The organism is Pseudomonas sp. CH61 (assembly GCF_059429415.1).
The window spans coordinates 4,776,616-4,793,117 of record NZ_CM182098.1 but is presented as its reverse complement, the minus strand read 5'-3'; the positions used below and the strand labels follow the sequence as shown (position 1 = coordinate 4,793,117).

Below are 16,502 nucleotides of genomic sequence, written 5' to 3'. Positions count from 1 at the left end.
AACGGAGGGCATTGATGGATCTTCGTACAAAAGGTTTCACGCTGATCGAGTTGTTGGTCGCGGTCGCGATTTTCGTGGTTCTGATCACTCTGGCGGTGCCGGCGTTCACCCGTTCGGTACAGGGCAGCAAGGCCGATACCGAGATGGGCGACCTGCAACGGGCAATCAATTACGCCAGGCTCGAGGCCATCGACCGTGGCACTACCCTGCGCCTGCGCCCGACCGCTGGTGGCAGCGTCTGGACCGGTGAGTTGTCGGTCTACGACAGTACTGGCAATCCGGCCAATGTGTTGCGGGTTGTTCCCGCGATGAGCAGCGGCGCGACTCTGACGCTACCCTCAGGAGTGACTGCACTGGATTTCAACAATCTTGGTGGTCTGGCAGCGCCGTCGACGGCGGTGACCATCAGTTACACGTTGGGAACGCAAAGCAGGACGCTGAACGTGTGTTTGAACGGACGAATTCAATTGGGTGGAACTTGCGGATGAGGGCAGGGAGTGAACACGCACAGCAGGGCATGACGCTGATCGAGGTACTGGTCGCGTTGCTGATTCTGACGGTCGGGCTGCTGGGGGCGGCGGCCGTGCAACTGAATGCGCTTAAGTACACCGACAGTTCACGGATGACCAGCCAGGCCAGTTTCATCGCCTACGACATGATGGACCGCATCCGCGCCAACTCCGGCGCCGACTACACGGTTACACCGCCGACCTCGGGCAATCTGAGCGTTGCTCGCGATCAGGACCTCTACGACTTCACCACCAACATCATCAACTTCGGTGGACCGACCGCGACTGGCAGCATCACCCTCAATCAGCGGGTCTACACCATCACCATCAACTGGAGTGACGCGCGGGCAGCCAACACCGCCAGCGCTCAGCGCAGTTTTGTCCTGACCAGCCGCACTGCCGTCGACCCGGTGGCGACACCATGACGCGCCATCAGCGTGGTTTCGGCCTGATCGAGCTGCTGATTGCCCTCGCACTGGGCTTGATCATCGTGCTGGGGGTTGTGCAGATTTTCATCGCGGCGAAAAACACCTACGTCAGCCAGAACAGCGCCGCGGCGATGCAGGAAGACGCGCGTTTTGTGCTGAGCAAAATGATTCAGGAAATTCGCATGGTCGGGATGTTCGGATGTCTCGGCACCATTACGGACTCCAGTTCGGCGGGGGATTTCAATGCGTCGCAGATAGCGCCGATCAACTGGGACAACGCCAACCTGAAACTGACACTGGTCACCGCCGATATCGGCAGCGGTGGCGGCACGCCGACCTGGACAGTGGTTTCCGATTGCCGCAACAGCGCCACGGCGTATACCGGGTTGCGAGCGGCGGCGAGCGGGCAGATCGCCTTCCCGATCCGGCGTCTGATCTACAGCTTCAGCAACAACCAGATTCTCATGGGCACCGGCAGCGGCACGCCGACCCAGCAGGTGTTGGTGAACAACGTCAGTGCCTTTAACGTGACGTTTGGTCTGGCCAGTTCGGCGACAGATGTGGCGGCCTCGACCTACAGCGCCAACCCCAGCGACCCGGCGCGCATTCGCAGTGTGCGCCTGAGCCTGACCCTCACCGACCCCAACAGCCGGGTCGCCACGCAAACCTTCAACGTGGTTGCCGCTTTGCGCAACCGCTTGCAGTGAGGACCGTGGCGATGCGGATTTCTCTTCATGACCGGCAAACGCAACGCGGCATGGCGTTGCTGGTCAGTCTGGTGTTTCTGTTGTTGCTGACGTTGATTGGTCTGTCGTCGATGCAAAGCGCCAACCTGCAGGAAAAAATGGCCGGCAGCGTGAGTTTGCGTAATCAGTCGTTTCAAACGGCCGAGGCGGCGTTGCGGGTGGGGGAGAGTGCGGTTCAGCTTGATACCTACACCTTGGCGGTGTGCAGCGGCACGACGCAATGCGCACCGCCGGCGGAATCATCGGTGGTCAGTGCGGCGGGGCTGAATTCAACTTCGGGTGTGACGTGGATCGCTTCCGGTAATGGTTTCTATGGTGTGCAGAATATCGGCACCACGCTCACGGCAGTGAACGTGCCGAGTAACACTTCGGCGACGTTGTACAGGGTCACCGCCGTTGGAATCGCCGGCACTTCGCGCAGTGTGGTGGAGAGTGTCTATGCGAAGTATTGAGCGGTGTGGATCGCTGTTGCTCGGCCTGTTGTTGACCTTGTATCTGGCGTCGCCGGCCTACGCATTTACGCCTTCCGATTCACCGCTGTTGAGTGCGGCGGCGGTACCACCCAACGTCATGCTGCTGATCGACGATTCGGGGAGTATGAACAGCATCATTTATGCGGCTGGATTCGACCCGACGGCTGATCGCACGCCGGCGCGGCAGTGCAACGCGTTTCTCGGGTTATGCACCCCTCTGAACGCGCCAACGATCACTGGCGATCCTGTGTTTTTATCAAGCCTTCCGACCTCCGGGTGTTCGGGAGGCGCGTACGCGTTTTACAACAACAGTGTCGCGCCACTGTGTCTGAAACTGCCGGACCCTGTGGGTGGCGGCAACACGCGATATACAGGCGATTACATTTCCTACGTCGTCAGTCTGGCCATCAACAATGGCACGCGCGATTTCACCACAGGGGCGATTCCCAACGACTACCGAATCAACGTCGCGCGTAACGTGTCGACGGCGCTGGTCACCAGCAATCGCACTTTGCGTATTGGCCTGTCGACTTTCAACCCGGTCACCAACAACGACTCTGGTAATGGCGGTTATATCGCCCGCTCGATCAGCGACTTGGCGCCGGTGTCCGGAAGCGTCACGCAGGCGCAGGCAGACACCAACTACAACGCGCTGATCTCATCGATCAATGGTTTGAGTGCCGTGGCCAACACGCCGTTGGCAGAAACCTACTATGAAATCACCCGCTACATGCGCGGCATGGCGCCGTACTACAACAGCACGCCCGCGACCTACACCAGTCCGATCCAGTACCGCTGCCAGAAAAATTATGGCGTGGTGATAACCGATGGCTTGCCGACCTTCGACCGAACCTTTCCGAGCAACGACCCATTGGGCGGCAGCCGGTTACCGAACTGGGACGGTGTCAGCAATGACGGTAACAACCTCTTCGGCGACAAAGAAGGGGATACGTTGTATCTGGATGACATCGCCAAGTTCGCCTTCGATATCGACATGCGCTCGACCGGTACCGACGCGGCGGGCAAGAGTTGGAACGCGGTGGATTTTCCCAAGCAGAATATGAACACCTATACCGTGGGCTTCACCGCCGACAATGACATGCTGTCGGACGCGGCCAGTTACGGACAGGGCCGGTATTACCAGGCGACTGACAGCACCGGGCTCAACGCCGCGTTGTCGTCGGCCCTAAGTGATATCACTTCCAAGGCCGGTTCCGGCGGTAGTGGTGTCACCAGCGGCACCACACTGGCGAGCGGCACCAGTTACTTTCAGACCAGTTACGACCCCAAGGATTGGCGCGGCACGATCAAGTCCTTCGGCTTCAATGCATCCGGAGCGGTGAATACCTCTGCGGTGCTCTGGACCACTGACACCACTATCGTACCGAGTGCGACCGCACCGACCTATCAGTCGTGGAACACTACAAGCAACACCGCCGTTGCGCTGGCCTACGGTAATTTCTCCGCGCCCCAGCAGACGACACTCAGCCAAGGCCTGCCCACCGGCATCTCCGGCAGTGATCTGCTGGAGTGGAGCAAAGGCACCAACAAGACCGGGCTCAAAGTGCGTAGCGTGCTGCTCGGCGACATCATCAACTCGCCGTTGGTGCTGGCCTCACCGACGGACAAGACAGCCTCCGATCTGTCGGGCGACACCACGTACACCGCTTACCTGACCACCAAAGCGGCAAACATGAGTGCCAGTCTGGTGGTGAACGCCAACGACGGTTTCGTCAACGTCATCAACTCGGCCAACGGCACTCGACGCTACGCCTACATGCCGTCCAGCGTATTGCCGTCGCTGCGGCTGATTGCCGATCCGAACTACATCAACGGTGTCAGCCACAAGTTTATGGTCGACGGCCAGGTCGGCGTGTATGACGCCCAGCTCAATAGCGCATGGAAAACCCTGGCCATAGGCGGAACCGGTGCCGGAGGCAAGACGTTCTACGCGCTGCAACTGTTCGACGCTTCGGCGGGTAACGTTTTGCGTGCGTTGTGGGAGGTCAGTGCGCCGGCGACTGCAAGCACCGCCAACGCTTTCAATGATCTGGGTTATGCCTACGCACGCCCGGAAGTGGCACGCTTGGCCGATGGTCGCTGGGCGGCTTTCATTGCCAACGGTTACGGCAGCAACTCCGGCGTGGCGGCGTTGTATGTGCTGGACGTACGTGATGGTTCGCTGATCAAGAAAATCGTCATCGACAGCACCGAAACCACCAATGGCTTGTCGTCGGTAAAACTCAAGGTCAATTCTTCGAACGTGGTGCAGGCCGCTTATGGCGGCGACTTGAAAGGGCGCCTGTGGAAATTCGATCTGAGCGCGACATCGACGGATAGCTGGGGCGTGGCATTTTCCGGCAAGCCGCTGTTCACGACGGCGGGTGGGGCGACTCAACCGATCACCGCGCAACCGCTGCTGGCGGACAACTCGCTTGGCGGCAAACAGATTTTCGTCGGTACCGGTAAATTCAACGAGACGGCTGACAAGACCAACAAGGATTTGCAGGCGTTCTATTCGGTGTGGGATGCCGATGGCAGCTCAGGGAACATCACTGTTGGCAGTTTGCAGGCGCAGGCGGTGACTGGCGTGTTCTCCGGCAGTACCGGGCAGTTTGTGACAACGACGCAGAACGACACGACCTATCCGGGAGAGAAGGGCTGGTACTTGCCCTTGGTGTATAACAACGCGCTGATCGGTGAGCGCGTGATCAATCAGGCCAGTCTGGTGCTTGGGCGAATCGTCTTCACCACCGCCAGCGTCGATACCACCGATCCCTGTTCCAGTTTCGGAACCGGCAAAGTGGCCGAGCTCGATGCGTTCAGCGGTAAGATGCTCAACTATGCGGTGTTCGATACCAACGGGGATGGAGTGGTTGACAGCAGCGACACGATTTCCAGTGGTGTGATATTTACCGGTGGCATTCCGACCTTGAACGCCATCGTCAACGGCGCAACACGCAAAATTTTTAACGATTCCAGCGGTAACATCACTACCTTGGTGGAAAAGGGCGGTGGCGGCAGCCGTCGTATCATGTGGCGACAAATACAGTAAGTGAGAGTTTGAGGCATGCGCAGATTCAACCGAGGCTTTACCCTGATCGAAATCATGATCGTGATTGCGATCATCGGGATCGTCATCACCATCGCCGCACCGAGCTATACCGAGTACCTGAAAAAGGGCCGCCGCGCTGAAGTGGTGTCGCTGCTCTCCGAGCAGGCACAGAGCCTCGAACGCTTCTACACCAAGAACAATGTCTATACCGGCATCACCGGTCTGAGCACGGGCAATGATTTCTACACCATCACCCCGACCATCGCTGACCAGACTTTCCTGCTGACCGCTACCCGCAAAACGGGTACGTCAATGGCCACCGACAAGTGCGGGGATTTTACCCTGACCAACACTGGTGTCCGCAGCATGAACAACGCGACCACCGGGCTGACCACCAAGGATTGCTGGGGCCGCTGAGGCGCTTTCTTTCGGGTGCCTTTTGCGCCCACTGTCTTTTTTACGGTTGGAACAAACATGACCAGGCAACAGCAAGTGGTGATTGTCGGTGGCGGGGTGATTGGCCTGCTGACCGCCTACAACCTCGCCTCCGAAGTACGCAGCGTGGTGCTGCTCGATCGCTCGAACCTCGGCCAGGAATCGTCCTGGGCGGGCGGCGGTATCGTTTCGCCGCTGTATCCGTGGCGCTATAGCCCGGCAGTCACCGCACTGGCGCACTGGTCGCAGGATTTTTATCCACAGCTCGGCGCGCGTCTGTTTGCCGACACTGGCGTTGATCCTGAAGTGCACACCACGGGCCTGTACTGGCTGGACCTGGACGATGAAGCCGAAGCGCTGGCCTGGGCCAAGCGGGAAAATCGCCCGTTGCGGGCTGTGGATATCTCGGCGGCGCATGATGCGGTACCGGTGCTCGGTGGCGGCTTCTCGCGGGCGATCTACATGGCGGATGTCGCCAACGTACGCAATCCGCGTCTGGTGAAATCACTGAAAGCGGCACTGCTGGCATTGCCGAACGTAACCATTCACGAACAATGCGCAGTCAGCGGGTTTGTCCGCGAGGGTGAGCAGGTTGTTGGCGTCGAGACGTCGAAGGGTGTGATCAAGGGCGATCAGGTCGTATTGACTGCGGGGGCGTGGAGCGGCGATCTGCTCAAGACGCTGGATCTGACACTGCCGGTCGAGCCAGTCAAAGGCCAGATGATTCTCTACAAGTGTGCGGCGGATTTCCTGCCGAGCATGGTGCTGGCCAAGGGGCGTTATGCGATCCCGCGTCGCGACGGGCATATCCTGATAGGCAGTACACTGGAGCACGAGGGTTACGACAAGACGCCGACCGATGTGGCGCTGGAAAGTCTCAAGGCTTCGGCGGTTGAATTGCTACCGGCGTTGGCCGATGCCGAAGTGGTGGGACATTGGGCCGGGTTGCGTCCAGGTTCGCCGGAGGGCATTCCGTACATTGGCCGGGTGCCGGGGTTTGACGGGTTGTGGCTGAACTGCGGGCATTACCGTAATGGGCTGGTGCTGGCGCCGGCGTCGTGTCAGTTGTTTGCCGATGTGATGCTGGGAAGGGCGCCGATTATTGATCCGGCGCCGTATGCGCCGGAAGGCCGTATTTAGTCAGGTATTTCTCTGTAGCTTGGTAGATCGCTTTCGCGAGCAGGCTCGCTCCCACAGTTGATCTTTGTCGGTCACACAATCCAATGTGGGAGCGAGCCTGCTCGCGAAGGGGCCCTCAATCCAGGCCTAATTTTTTCAGCCTGTACCGCATCGACCTGAACGAAAGGCTCAACCGCTGCGCCGCCGCCGTGCGATTCCAGCGTGTCTCCTCCAGCGCCTGCAAGATCAGCTTCCGCTCAACGTTCTCCAGATAATCCTCCAGATTATCGATCTGCGTCAGATCGGCAATCCCGCCCTCCGCCGCGCAATTGCCGTCACTCAGGCGCAAGTCTTCGGCCTCAATCGTACGGTTTTCACACAAGGTGTGCGCCCGTTCGAGAACGTTCTCCAACTCCCGAACATTTCCCGGAAACCGGTAGTTCTTCAATGCTTCCAGCGCCTGCGGATGTAGTCGTGCTGGCGGTTGGCCGGTGTCCTTGGCCAGACGCTTGAGCATATTGGCCGCCAGCACTTCAATGTCATCACGCCTTTCGCGCAGTGACGGCACGCGCAGTTCAATCACGTTCAAGCGGTAATAAAGGTCCTGACGAAAGCGTTCGGTCGCGACCTCTGCATCAAGATCCTTGTGCGTGGCGCAGAGAATCCGCACATCCACCACGTTCTCTTGCTGGCCACCGACACTGCGTACGGCTTTTTCCTGAATCGCCCGCAGCAGTTTGACTTGCATCGACAACGGCAAGTCCGCCACTTCATCGAGAAACAGCGTGCCGCCATTGGCCGCCTGAAACAGCCCGGGCTTGTCTGCGAGCGCGCCAGTGAAACTGCCTTTGCGATGACCGAAAAACTCGCTTTCCATCAGCTCCGACGGGATCGCTCCGCAGTTGACCGGCACAAAGGGTTGGCTGGCGCGTGGACCTTGTTCATGAATCAGCCGTGCGACCAGTTCCTTGCCGCTGCCCGATTCGCCGCTGATGTAGACCGGTGCCTGGCTGCGGGCGAGTTTGTCGATTTGCTTGCGCAGACTGCGCATCGGCGGCGAGTCGCCCAGCAAGCGTCGATCAATCGATGTAAAGCTGCCGCCTGCCGCCGGCATGCGCAGGGCGGTGCCGACCAGTTCGCGCAAGCGGGTGAGGTCGACCGGTTTGGTCAGGAAGTCGAAAGCCCCGGCTTTCAAGGCGTTGATCGCGGTTTCCAGACTGCCATAGGCGGTGATCATCGCCACCGGCAGTTGTGGATAACGGTGTTGAATATGCTGCACCAGCTCCAGCCCCGTGCCGTCGGGCAACCGCATGTCGGTCAGGCACAGGTCGAAGTTCTCGCGGTTCAACAGCGCCTGGGCTTCAGCCAGATTGCGCGCGCTGTAGGTGTCGAGTTTCATCCGTCCCAGGGTGATTTCCAGGAGTTCGCGGATATCCGGTTCGTCGTCGACGATGAGGATTTTTTGCCGTGGGCTCGTGTTCAACTTTGTTTCCGTCCGTGAGCAAAGGTGATGCGAAAGCAGCCGCCGCCTTGGCGTGATTGAAAGTCTAGGCGCGCTTGGTTGCTTTCGCACAGCTCACGGGACAGATAAAGCCCAAGGCCGGTGCCTTGGCTGCTGGTGGTGAAGAACGGTTCGAATAGATGTGTCTGTTCATCGGCTGGTACGCCGGGGCCGTTGTCCTGCACTTCGAGCACCGCCAATTGGCTGTCGGGATCGCTGAACAGGGCCAGCCAGACTTCGGCTTGATCATGCAGCAGGGCGCTGTGGCGCCAGCCGTTGCGTAACAGATTATCGAGAATTTGCGTGAGCTGGTTGGGGTCCATCAGCGTGGTGAAATCCCCCGAATTGATTCGCAGATGAATCTGCTGGCGCTCGCTGGCTTGTTCGCGGCTTTCGGCGACGAAGTTTTCCAGCCACGGCTTGAGATCCAGCCGTTGTGGCGCGCTCTGCTGGCGGCGGGACAGTTGCAGGACGTTTTCGATGACTCGGTTCATGCGCTGGGAGTGGTCTTGAATAATCTGCGTCAGACGCCGATCGGCGCTGTCGAGTTCCTCGGATTCAGCCAATAGCTGCGCGGCGTGACTGATGGCACCCAGCGGATTGCGGATCTCGTGGGAGATACCGGCGGTCAAGCGCCCAAGTGCGGCAAGTTTCAATTGCTGGGCTTGTTGCGCGATCTGCGCCAGGTCTTCGAGAAATACCAGGGTTTGCTGGTTGGGGCTTTGTTCGAGGGCGATGAAGCTCGGTTGCAGTTCCAGGCCATTACCGGGGACTTTCAGGCTCTGCGGGCGCAGGGTCGGGTTGTTCATCCACAGTTGCAGGCGATCAACCAGCGCCGGCGAATAGTTATCGATCGGATGTCCCTGAAGATGCGATTGCGCGAGCAGGGTTTGCGCGCTGTGGTTGGCCAGTTGCACCCGACGCTCCTCGTCGAGCACCAGAATGCCGGTACGCATGCGTTGCAGGATCAGCGCATTGAGGGCTTCGAGGCTGACCACTTCGCTGGCGCGTTGCTCGGCCAGTGTTTCGCTGACTTCGAGGCGCCGAATCAACCCCTGCACCAGCAACGATGCGGCAAAACACAGGGCGCCGAGAGTGCCGGCTTGCAGGTATTCATTGGCGCTGAGGGGGTGGTTGAAACCCAGCAGGAAACTCGAACCGACGATGCCCAGCGCACCGATGGCGGCGATCAACAGGCCGATGCGTCGCCGTAGCAAAGTGTTGCTGATCGCCACCGAGACAATCAGCAGATTGCCCAGCGCACTGCCGACGCCGCCCGCCGCAAAGAACAGAACGCATAAAAGCAGGACATCAACGAGGGCCAGACTGAACAGTTGCGCCGGCCGTCGGGTGTTCTCGAGGAATACCACCAACAGAATGTTGAGAATCAGGTACAGCCAACTGCCGCCGCGCAGCAATTCATCGTTGGCCGACGTCAGCAGGCGGTTGTCCATGTTGCTGGAGATCAGCAGCACCAGAGTGATGCCGACACTTAAACGGTAGAGATGATAAAGGCGCAGCAGGCGCTGCGCCTGTTTGCTGTCGGCGCTGGTGGCCTCAGCGATCACTGGTACCCGGGCCTTGCTCAAGGTGAGCCTGGCTGCAATACCACTGTTGTTGCACGCTTAGCGCGCGGTCGCGCGGCAGATGCACGCCGCAATGGGCGCAGCGCACCATCGGTGGCGCGTCCTGCTCGCGCGGGGCGCGATGGGATTGATTGGACGCGGCGGGCGCCTTGAATTTACGCCACAACCATATCGCGGCGAAAATCACGACGATCCAGAACAATAAACGAAGCATGATGAGCGGCTTTCCGACTGATGATCCGCCAGTTTAGCCAAGCTCCCGACAAGCGCACAGCCTATTAATGCGCGGCAATAAAAAAGGGAGATCCGCAGATCTCCCTTTTCTGTACATCCGGTGTGATCAGTCGAACACGCCGAAAGTCATGTAGCTGAACCACGAGCGGTCGGTGTTGCTCGACTCAGGCTCTGGCTCTTCGATCACGTCACCGTTTTCGTCTTTAGGCTTGAGCTCGTTCGGGATCGCGTCTTTCGCGTCCTGGAACTGCTTCTGCACGTCCTGGTTGGCGCGGGTTTCGCCCGGCGGCAGCGGTGGACGCGACTCGATCAGGCCCAAAGTCGCCTTGCTCAGGAACGAGCGGTTGTCGGCTTCGGCAACCCGTGGCACGAACTGACCGTCCTGCAGGCTTGGGTGGTTCGGGTAGTTGAGCTTCAGGGTTTCCAGGCTGGTGTTGGCCAATTCGTCCAGGTGCAGACGCTGGTAGGCTTCAGTCATCACCGCCAGGCCGTCACCGACCGATGGGGTTTCCTGGAAGTTTTCTACGACGTAACGACCACGGTTGGCTGCGGCTACATAAGCCTGACGGGTCAGGTAGTAGTCGGCCACGTGAATTTCGTAGGCCGCCAGCAGGTTGCGCAGGTAGATCATGCGCTGCTTGGCGTCCGGCGCGTAGCGGCTGTTCGGGTAGCGGCTGGTCAGCTGGGCGAACTCGTTGTACGAGTCGCGCGCGGCGCCCGGGTCACGCTTGGTCATGTCCAGCGGCAGGAAGCGCGCCAGCAGTCCGACGTCCTGGTCGAACGAGGTCAGACCTTTGAGGTAGTACGCGTAATCCACGTTCGGGTGCTGCGGATGCAAACGAATGAAACGCTCGGCGGCAGACTTTGCAGCTTCCGGCTCGGCGTTCTTATAGTTGGCGTAGATCAGCTCCAGCTGCGCCTGATCGGCGTAGCGACCGAACGGATAACGCGACTCCAGAGCCTTCAGCTTGGCTGTGGCGCTGGTGTAGCTGTTGTTGTCCAGGTCAGTCTGAGCCTGCTGATACAGCTCGGCTTCGCTGAGGTTTTCGTCTACGACTTCCTTCGATGAGCAAGCAGCGGTCAATGCGAGGATGGCGATCAGCAGCAGGTGTTTCACTTGCATGGCGGCTTGCGTCCCTATGACGGCCGCTGTCTTGGGCGGGGCCGTCCTGTTATGATGAGCGCCCCGTTGAAAAGCCTCGGGGCAAAAGACGCCGTATTTAACCACAAGCGCGCAGCCGAAACCAAAAGCTGTGCCGACGCACAGTCAGAGCATGTCCGATAAAATTGAACTTCGCGCAGAGGTGCCGTCCGAATTGGGCGGCCAACGCCTCGATCAAGTCGCTGCCCAACTCTTCGCTGAGCACTCTCGCTCGCGCCTTTCCGCCTGGATCAAAGAAGGTCGCCTGACTGTGGACGGGGCGGTCATCCGCCCGCGCGACATCGTGCACGGCGGTGCCATCCTTGAGCTGACCGCCGAGCAGGAAGCCCAGGGCGAGTGGATCGCCCAGGACATCGAACTCGACATCGTCTATGAAGACGACGACATTCTGGTGATCAACAAGCCTGCGGGCCTGGTGGTGCACCCGGCTGCCGGTCACGCCGATGGCACCCTGCTCAACGCCTTGCTGCACCACGTGCCGGACATCATCAATGTCCCGCGCGCCGGCATTGTGCATCGTCTGGACAAGGACACCACCGGTCTGATGGTGGTGGCCAAGACCATTCAGGCGCAGACCAAACTGGTTACTCAGTTGCAGAGTCGTAGCGTCAGCCGCATCTATGAGTGCATCGTGATCGGTGTCGTGACCGCCGGGGGCAAGATCAACGCCCCGATCGGTCGCCACGGCCAGCAGCGCCAGCGCATGGCGGTGATGGAAGGCGGCAAGCCTGCCGTCAGCCACTACCGCGTGCTGGAGCGCTTCCGCTCGCACACCCACGTACGGGTGAAACTGGAAACCGGTCGTACTCACCAGATCCGCGTACACATGTCGCACATCAACTTCCCGTTGGTCGGCGATCCAGCGTACGGCGGTCGTTTCCGCATTCCGCCAGCCGCGAACCCGACGATGGTCGAGTCCCTCAAGCACTTCCCGCGTCAGGCACTGCACGCGCGCTTCCTGGAGCTGGATCATCCGACGACCGGTGAGCGCATGAGCTGGGAATCGCCGCTGCCGGAAGATTTCGTCTGGCTGCTGACCTTGCTCAAGCAGGATCGCGAGGCCTTCATCGGATGAACTGGCTGACGCCGGACTGGCCCGCGCCGGCCAGCGTCAAAGCCTGCGTCACCACCCGCGAGGGCGGTGTCAGCGAGGCGCCGTTCGACAGCCTCAATCTGGGCGATCATGTCGATGATCGTCCTGAGGCTGTTGCCGAGAACCGTCGGCGCCTGACCGAACACTTCTCTATACAGCCTGCCTGGTTGCAGCAAGTACACGGGATTACCGTGGCTCATGCTGATCCGGGCATTGTTGCGACCGCTGATGCCAGCTGGACGGCAACGCCCGGAATTGCCTGCACGGCGATGACGGCGGATTGCCTGCCGGCATTGTTCTGCGATCGTGCCGGCACGCGTGTCGCGGCCGCCCATGCCGGTTGGCGTGGTCTGGCGGCGGGCGTGCTTGAGGCAACTCTCGACAGTCTTGATGTTCCGGCCGCAGAAGTGCTGGTCTGGCTTGGCCCGGCCATCGGTCCGCAAGCCTTTGAAGTCGGCCCGGAAGTGCGGGAAGTCTTCATCAATCAACTGCCGGAAGCAGCCGAAGCCTTTGTACCAAGCATCAATGCCGGCAAGTTCATGGCGGACATCTATATGCTGGCGCGCCTGCGTCTGGCTGAACGTGGTGTCACAGCGGTTTATGGCGGCGGTTTCTGCACCGTGACCGATCCGCGCTTCTTCTCCTATCGCCGTGCTTCGCGCACCGGTCGCTTTGCCTCTCTTATCTGGCTTACCCGCTAGACTTGCCTGACCTGAATCAACTCTCTGACGCTTGAATCTCCCAGAATCGACCGCATCTATAGGGGTATCTGGCAGGTTTCTTTATTCAGGATGGTTTTTAGGTCCGGCCTGCTCAAAAGGAAGGTGACTTATGCGAATAGACCGTTTAACCAGCAAATTACAGTTGGCCTTGTCCGACGCCCAGTCGTTGGCAGTCGGCCACGATCATCCGGCGATTGAGCCGGCGCACTTGATGCAAGCCATGCTCGAACAGCAGGGTGGTTCGATCAAACCTCTGCTGATGCAGGTGGGCTTCGACGTCAACAGCTTGCGCAAAGAGCTGACCAAGGAGCTCGACCAATTACCGAAAATCCAGAACCCGACCGGCGACGTCAACATGTCGCAGGATCTGGCGCGCCTGCTTAACCAAGCCGATCGTCTGGCCCAGCAGAAGGGCGACCAGTTCATCTCCAGCGAACTGGTGCTACTCGCGGCGATGGACGAGAACAGCAAGCTCGGCAAATTGCTGCTCGGCCAGGGCGTAAGCAAGAAAGCCCTGGAAAACGCGATCAACAATCTGCGTGGCGGCGAAGCGGTAAATGACGCCAACCACGAAGAGTCGCGCCAGGCGCTGGATAAATACACCGTCGACCTGACCAAGCGCGCCGAAGACGGCAAGCTCGATCCGGTGATCGGTCGTGATGACGAAATTCGTCGCACCATTCAGGTTCTGCAACGCCGCACCAAGAACAACCCGGTGCTGATCGGCGAACCTGGCGTGGGTAAAACCGCCATCGCCGAAGGTCTGGCCCAGCGCATCATCAACGGCGAAGTGCCGGACGGCCTCAAAGGCAAGCGTCTGCTCTCGCTGGACATGGGCGCGCTGATTGCCGGTGCCAAGTATCGCGGTGAGTTCGAAGAGCGCCTGAAATCGCTGCTCAATGAGCTGTCGAAGCAGGAAGGGCAGATCATTCTGTTCATCGACGAACTGCACACCATGGTCGGCGCCGGTAAAGGCGAAGGCTCGATGGATGCCGGCAACATGCTCAAGCCAGCACTGGCGCGCGGCGAGTTGCACTGCGTTGGCGCGACCACGCTCAACGAGTACCGCCAATATATAGAGAAGGACGCGGCGCTCGAGCGACGCTTCCAGAAAGTCCTGGTGGATGAGCCGAGCGAAGAAGACACCATTGCCATCCTGCGTGGCCTCAAAGAGCGCTACGAGGTTCACCACAAGGTGGCGATCACCGACGGCGCGATCATCGCCGCGGCCAAGCTCAGCCATCGCTACATCACTGACCGGCAGTTACCGGACAAGGCCATCGACCTGATCGACGAGGCTGCCAGCCGCATCCGCATGGAGATCGACTCCAAGCCGGAAGTGCTTGATCGTCTGGAACGTCGCCTGATTCAGTTGAAGGTGGAATCTCAGGCGCTGAAGAAAGAAAGCGATGAAGCGGCGATGAAACGTCTGGAAAAACTCCAGGAAGAAATCGTCCGTCTCGAACGTGAGTACTCGGATCTGGAAGAAATCTGGAACTCGGAAAAAGCCGAGGTGCAGGGTTCTGCACAGATTCAGCAGAAGATCGAGCAGTCGCGTCAGGAACTGGAAGCCGCGCGCCGTAAAGGCGACCTCAATCGCATGGCTGAATTGCAGTACGGGGTGATCCCGGATCTGGAGCGCAGCCTGCAAATGGTCGATCAGCACGGCAAGAGCGAAAACCAGCTGCTGCGTAGCAAGGTGACTGAAGAAGAGATCGCCGAAGTCGTATCGAAGTGGACCGGCATTCCGGTGTCGAAAATGCTCGAAGGCGAGCGCGACAAGCTGATGAAGATGGAAAGCCTGTTGCACAAACGGGTGATCGGTCAGGAAGAAGCGGTGGTCGCCGTCGCTAACGCAGTACGGCGTTCGCGAGCCGGGTTGTCTGACCCGAATCGTCCAAGCGGCTCGTTCATGTTCCTCGGTCCTACCGGTGTCGGTAAAACCGAGCTGTGCAAGGCGTTGGCCGAATTCCTCTTTGATACTGAAGAGGCGATGGTGCGGATCGACATGTCCGAGTTCATGGAGAAACATTCCGTGGCGCGTCTGATCGGTGCGCCACCGGGATACGTCGGTTACGAAGAGGGCGGTTACCTGACCGAGGCTGTGCGTCGCAAGCCGTACTCGGTGATCCTGCTGGACGAAGTCGAGAAGGCGCACCCGGATGTGTTCAACATCTTGCTGCAAGTGCTTGAGGATGGTCGCCTGACCGACAGCCATGGCCGCACGGTGGATTTCCGCAATACCGTGATCGTCATGACCTCGAACCTCGGCTCTGTGCAGATTCAGGAGCTGGTCGGTGATCGTGAGGCACAGCGTGCTGCGGTGATGGATGCGCTGACGTCGCACTTCCGTCCGGAGTTCATCAACCGGGTCGACGAAGTGGTGATCTTCGAGCCTTTGGCACGGGATCAGATCGCGGGCATTACCGAGATCCAGTTGGGCCGTCTGCGCAGTCGTCTGGCCGAGCGCGAGCTGAAGCTGGAACTCAGCCCGGAGGCGATGGACAAGTTGATCGCCGTTGGTTACGACCCGGTGTATGGCGCACGTCCTTTGAAACGGGCGATTCAGCGCTGGATCGAAAACCCGTTGGCGCAGTTGATCCTTTCGGGGCACTTCATGCCAGGCGACACGGCAACCGGCGCTGTCGAGAACGACGAAATCGTTTTCAACTGAGTCCAAGTGCCAATGAAAATTGGGAGGCCCTACATCGTAGGGCCTTTTTTTTCGTTAGGCTGTTGAACTCAAAGGAAAAGGCTTGTAAAGTGCGCCCCGCAGTCAGTCGCCAAGACGGTCTCAGCTCACTGAGCTGAAATCTGAAATAAGTTGCAAATCATTAACTTGAAAGCAATTTAGGGGGTTGACAGAGGTGTTCTAGGTTGTAGAATAGCGCGCCTCAGACACACGAACGCAGCGATGCGAACGAGTGACTGGATGCAACAAGTTTCACCGTTGTAAATTGAAATATGTAGTTCCGTGATAGCTCAGTCGGTAGAGCAAATGACTGTTAATCATTGGGTCCCAGGTTCGAGTCCTGGTCACGGAGCCAATTTCAAGCCGGGGTATAGCGCAGTCCGGTAGCGCGCCTGCTTTGGGAGCAGGATGTCAGGAGTTCGAATCCCCTTACCCCGACCATTTTTGGGTCGTTAGCTCAGTTGGTAGAGCAGTTGGCTTTTAACCAATTGGTCGTAGGTTCGAATCCCACACGACCCACCATTTTTGAAACCAGTTAACGCTGGGATCGAATCTTAAGATCAGAGGCCAAAAGCGCTGATCGAAGAAGGCGATCTTTGAAAGGTCGCCTTTTTTTTACCGGGGTATAGCGCAGTCCGGTAGCGCGCCTGCTTTGGGAGCAGGATGTCAGGAGTTCGAATCCCCTTACCCCGACCATACTAAAAATCCTCGTATCGAAAGATACGGGGATTTTTTTTGTCCGACAAA

The 16,502-nt window shown here is 59.1% G+C and carries 14 protein-coding genes and 4 tRNA genes; 14 read left to right on the top strand and 4 right to left on the bottom strand.

The annotated features are described in order from the left end of the window. Nucleotides 1-14: 14 nt before the first annotated feature. From AC5SEM_RS21450 to thiO, 7 genes are read left to right on the top strand one after another with little or no spacing between them, the layout of a single operon-like run. Nucleotides 15-488, top strand: coding sequence for a GspH/FimT family pseudopilin (locus AC5SEM_RS21450; RefSeq protein ID WP_077574598.1), 474 nt, complete (start codon nucleotides 15-17; stop codon nucleotides 486-488). Beyond that, complete coding sequence (gene pilV, locus AC5SEM_RS21445; protein ID WP_495471221.1) at nucleotides 485-934, top strand: type IV pilus modification protein PilV; 450 nt, start codon at nucleotides 485-487, stop codon at nucleotides 932-934. The genes AC5SEM_RS21450 and pilV overlap by 4 nt, the downstream gene beginning before the upstream one ends. Next, nucleotides 931-1,644 carry a PilW family protein gene (locus AC5SEM_RS21440; protein WP_077574596.1) on the top strand — a complete coding sequence of 238 codons (714 nt, stop codon included), beginning with the start codon at nucleotides 931-933 and terminating at the stop codon, nucleotides 1,642-1,644. Before pilV ends, AC5SEM_RS21440 begins: the two co-directional genes overlap by 4 nt. Before the next feature lie 11 nt (nucleotides 1,645-1,655). Then, on the top strand, nucleotides 1,656-2,135 hold the full coding sequence (locus AC5SEM_RS21435; protein ID WP_077574595.1) for a pilus assembly PilX family protein: 480 nt from the start codon (nucleotides 1,656-1,658) through the stop codon (nucleotides 2,133-2,135). Further along, on the top strand, nucleotides 2,122-5,211 hold the full coding sequence (locus AC5SEM_RS21430; RefSeq protein WP_495471220.1) for a pilus assembly protein: 3,090 nt from the start codon (nucleotides 2,122-2,124) through the stop codon (nucleotides 5,209-5,211). The genes AC5SEM_RS21435 and AC5SEM_RS21430 overlap by 14 nt, the downstream gene beginning before the upstream one ends. Before the next feature lie 15 nt (nucleotides 5,212-5,226). Continuing rightward, nucleotides 5,227-5,628 (top strand): type IV pilin protein, encoded by a 402-nt coding sequence (locus AC5SEM_RS21425; RefSeq protein ID WP_495471219.1) that lies wholly within the window; start codon nucleotides 5,227-5,229, stop codon nucleotides 5,626-5,628. A 57-nt stretch (nucleotides 5,629-5,685) separates the two neighbouring features. Beyond that, complete coding sequence (gene thiO, locus AC5SEM_RS21420) at nucleotides 5,686-6,786, top strand: glycine oxidase ThiO (protein WP_116029797.1); 1,101 nt, start codon at nucleotides 5,686-5,688, stop codon at nucleotides 6,784-6,786. A 115-nt stretch (nucleotides 6,787-6,901) separates the two neighbouring features. On the opposite strand, the gene AC5SEM_RS21415 is transcribed toward thiO, so the two are convergent. The 4 genes from AC5SEM_RS21415 to AC5SEM_RS21400 form a co-directional block, all read right to left on the bottom strand. Next, a complete protein-coding gene (locus AC5SEM_RS21415; protein ID WP_495471218.1) occupies nucleotides 6,902-8,248 on the bottom strand; it encodes a sigma-54-dependent transcriptional regulator in 1,347 nt (448 codons plus the stop codon). After that, nucleotides 8,245-9,834, bottom strand: coding sequence for a sensor histidine kinase (locus tag AC5SEM_RS21410; RefSeq protein ID WP_495473494.1), 1,590 nt, complete (start codon nucleotides 9,832-9,834; stop codon nucleotides 8,245-8,247). Before AC5SEM_RS21410 ends, AC5SEM_RS21415 begins: the two co-directional genes overlap by 4 nt. After that, on the bottom strand, nucleotides 9,824-10,066 hold the full coding sequence (locus AC5SEM_RS21405; protein WP_077574590.1) for a PP0621 family protein: 243 nt from the start codon (nucleotides 10,064-10,066) through the stop codon (nucleotides 9,824-9,826). The genes AC5SEM_RS21410 and AC5SEM_RS21405 overlap by 11 nt, the downstream gene beginning before the upstream one ends. 126 nt (nucleotides 10,067-10,192) lie before the next feature. Continuing rightward, complete coding sequence (locus AC5SEM_RS21400) at nucleotides 10,193-11,209, bottom strand: outer membrane protein assembly factor BamD (protein WP_077574589.1); 1,017 nt, start codon at nucleotides 11,207-11,209, stop codon at nucleotides 10,193-10,195. 151 nt (nucleotides 11,210-11,360) lie between these two features. Here AC5SEM_RS21400 and rluD point away from each other — a divergent pair, with 151 nt between their 5' ends. The 7 genes from rluD to AC5SEM_RS21365 all read left to right on the top strand — a co-directional run bounded on the left by rluD (nucleotide 11,361) and on the right by AC5SEM_RS21365 (nucleotide 16,451). After that, nucleotides 11,361-12,323 carry a 23S rRNA pseudouridine(1911/1915/1917) synthase RluD gene (gene rluD / locus AC5SEM_RS21395; RefSeq protein ID WP_034153865.1) on the top strand — a complete coding sequence of 321 codons (963 nt, stop codon included), beginning with the start codon at nucleotides 11,361-11,363 and terminating at the stop codon, nucleotides 12,321-12,323. Then, on the top strand, nucleotides 12,320-13,042 hold the full coding sequence (gene pgeF, locus AC5SEM_RS21390) for a peptidoglycan editing factor PgeF (protein WP_495471217.1): 723 nt from the start codon (nucleotides 12,320-12,322) through the stop codon (nucleotides 13,040-13,042). Before rluD ends, pgeF begins: the two co-directional genes overlap by 4 nt. 130 nt (nucleotides 13,043-13,172) lie before the next feature. After that, the gene (clpB, locus tag AC5SEM_RS21385; RefSeq protein ID WP_016986222.1) at nucleotides 13,173-15,737 is read left to right on the top strand and encodes an ATP-dependent chaperone ClpB; all 2,565 of its coding nucleotides are present in this window, start codon (nucleotides 13,173-13,175) and stop codon (nucleotides 15,735-15,737) included. 297 nt (nucleotides 15,738-16,034) lie between these two features. Then, nucleotides 16,035-16,110 (top strand) — tRNA-Asn (locus AC5SEM_RS21380). Nucleotides 16,111-16,119: 9 nt separating this feature from the next. Beyond that, a tRNA-Pro gene (locus AC5SEM_RS21375) sits at nucleotides 16,120-16,196 on the top strand. Nucleotides 16,197-16,201: 5 nt separating this feature from the next. Further along, a tRNA-Lys gene (locus tag AC5SEM_RS21370) sits at nucleotides 16,202-16,277 on the top strand. 97 nt (nucleotides 16,278-16,374) lie between these two features. Continuing rightward, nucleotides 16,375-16,451, top strand: a tRNA-Pro gene (locus AC5SEM_RS21365). Nucleotides 16,452-16,502 lie beyond the last annotated feature (51 nt).